Origin of the sequence: Rhodococcus sp. (in: high G+C Gram-positive bacteria), assembly GCF_049286785.1 — a bacterium.
GTDB lineage: Bacteria > Actinomycetota > Actinomycetes > Mycobacteriales > Mycobacteriaceae > Rhodococcus_F.
The window spans coordinates 1-2,111 of record NZ_JBAQEO010000360.1 but is presented as its reverse complement, the minus strand read 5'-3'; the positions used below and the strand labels follow the sequence as shown (position 1 = coordinate 2,111).

The following is a 2,111-nucleotide window of genomic DNA, read 5'->3' as shown; positions in this document are numbered from 1 at the left end:
ACGGATGACGACCGACCGATACGGGTTGTGCTCATCACAGACCGACACCCCGACTCGCCCGTCACGTCGCAGATTGGCGACCTTGAGATTCTCCCGAGCGGAGAAGATCGCCAGGCGATCACCCTCGACCGCGATCCATACCGGAGAGACATGCGGCGAGCCATCGGGCATCAGCGTCGCGACGTGCGCCATGTTCCGCGCCCCGAGCAGGTCCCGCACGTCGTCAGACAGAACAGCCATGACCGGCACCCTACGCGCGAACCATGACGGCGCCGGTGCTTTTCGCCGGATCCAGGCGGTACGGCGATGGGCAAGCCCCGGGCGGGATTGGGGATCGTCGACCTTGATCGAGATGAACGAGGCGTGCGGTCGGACTGCGCGCGAACGCCGCCCTCGTGGTGCGAGGACGCTGGAACCTCGGCAGCCGGGTCGCGCCGGCCGATGTCCTCCCTGGACGATTGTCGAGGCTGTTGCCGTCGCGGACCCGCATGTCGTTCTCGACGTTCGGGATCCGGTTATCCGATGGTGGATCTGATTGCCGAGCGCCGACGCCGAGAGCGTCGACGATTGTCATGGGGGACGTTTGCTGGGGGTTCGGCGGCGAGGATGGCGGCCTGGGTGCGGCGTTCGACCCCGAGTTTGTGCAGCAGTCTCGGAACATGGTTCTTGACGGTCTTCTCCGCGAGGAACATTCGTTCGCCGATCTGCCGGTTGGTCAGTCCTTCGCCCAGCAGCGTCAGCAGGGTGCGGTCCTGGCCGGTCAGCCCGGCGACGGCGTTCTCCGCCTCACTCGGACGGGCGCGGAGCTTGTCCATCAGGGCTGCGGCGGCTCGGTTGTCGAGCAGGGACTTGCTCGCGCCGACCTGGTGGATGGCGTCGGTGAGGTCGATCCCGCGAATGCATCTTTCGGCGCCAGCGCTGTCACCCGTCAGCGTACGGGACCGCGGAGCTCAGATTCCTGCGTAGTCGTGCTCGCAGGTCGGCATACCCGCTGCCTTCCACTCGTTGAAGCCGCCTTCGAGAACCGCGACGTCGGTGTATCCCATGTCCTGGAGGGTGGCCGCGGCGAGGGCGGCGCGTGCCCCCGAGGCGCATACCACGATGACCCGCATGGTCGGTTCGAGCGCCACCTTGTGGCGCGGGCTGGTGGGGTCCGCGAAGAACTCGAGCAACCCGCGGGGTGCCGGCACGGACTGATCGATGTGACCGTGCTGCCATTCCTCGGCCTCGCGGACGTCGAGTAACACCGAGCCTGCGGCGGCCTGTTCGGCGGCCGCCTGGGGGCCGACCGCGGAGACCCGTGCCCGGGCCTCTCCGATCATGTCGAGCACTGTTCTGGTCATGTCGTCCCGGTCCTCATCCGAGTCGGGTGGCGGTCACTTCGAGCGCCGTGGCTTCCGGCAGCTTGGCCGTGCTGCGTCTGGTCCACTCCTCCTCGAGCAGCTCCTTGGCGGCCTGCTCGAAGAATTCGGGGGCGGCCCATTCGTGCACGTCGAAGTTGTTCTCGATGTAGCCGTGGCTGAGCATGAAGTCCTTGCCGATCTCGATGGAGGCCAGGTTCTGCGGCGACAGGTTCGGCACCATGTCGATGTGCTTGATGCCTTCGTAGGTGTCCTCGGCGTCCAGGTAGAAGGTTTGCCTGTCGAGGATCGCCGCTGCGGCGTGCTTGTTCTCGTTGGCCCAGCGGCCGACCTTGATCATGCCCTTCATGAACGCGAGAACGAGTTCGGGGTGCTTCTCGGCCATTTCGTCGGTGCAGGTGATGACGGCCGGGATGTTGGCCACCTGCAGGGTCCAGTCCGGGTACCGCGACAGGTCCTCGATCGCCTTGAACTTGCCGGTTGCTTCCTGCAGGTGCTGGAACGGCTTGCTCTGGGTGTAGATGGCGTCGACGAGGCCCTGCTCGAGCGCAGTCTCGAGCGGGCGGAAGGCCAGGTCGTGCTTGTGGTCACGCCGAAGCCACAGCTCGGACGGGTTGTTCATGGGGTCGAGCATTTCGGGCTTGTCGTACCAGTCGTCCGGGTAGGGGAACTCGACGATGTCGACATCGTCGCGGGTCAGTCCGTTGAGTCTGAGCATCAGCTCGATGCCCTGTTCCTCCTGGATGCGCC

General features: G+C 65.8%; 3 protein-coding genes and 1 pseudogene. All 4 read right to left on the bottom strand.

The annotated features are described in order from the left end of the window. On the bottom strand, positions 1-240 hold a 240-nt coding region (locus tag WAW17_RS13355; protein WP_422333445.1), incomplete at its 3' end, for a TIGR03618 family F420-dependent PPOX class oxidoreductase. 275 nt (positions 241-515) lie between these two features. Continuing rightward, positions 516-932, bottom strand: a pseudogene (locus WAW17_RS13350) (LuxR C-terminal-related transcriptional regulator); the annotation flags it as partial. 18 nt (positions 933-950) lie between these two features. After that, a complete protein-coding gene (locus tag WAW17_RS13345) occupies positions 951-1,343 on the bottom strand; it encodes a rhodanese-like domain-containing protein (protein WP_422333444.1) in 393 nt (130 codons plus the stop codon). Positions 1,344-1,356: 13 nt separating this feature from the next. Then, the coding region (locus WAW17_RS13340; RefSeq protein ID WP_422333443.1) for an ABC transporter substrate-binding protein at positions 1,357-2,111 on the bottom strand (755 nt) is incomplete at its 5' end.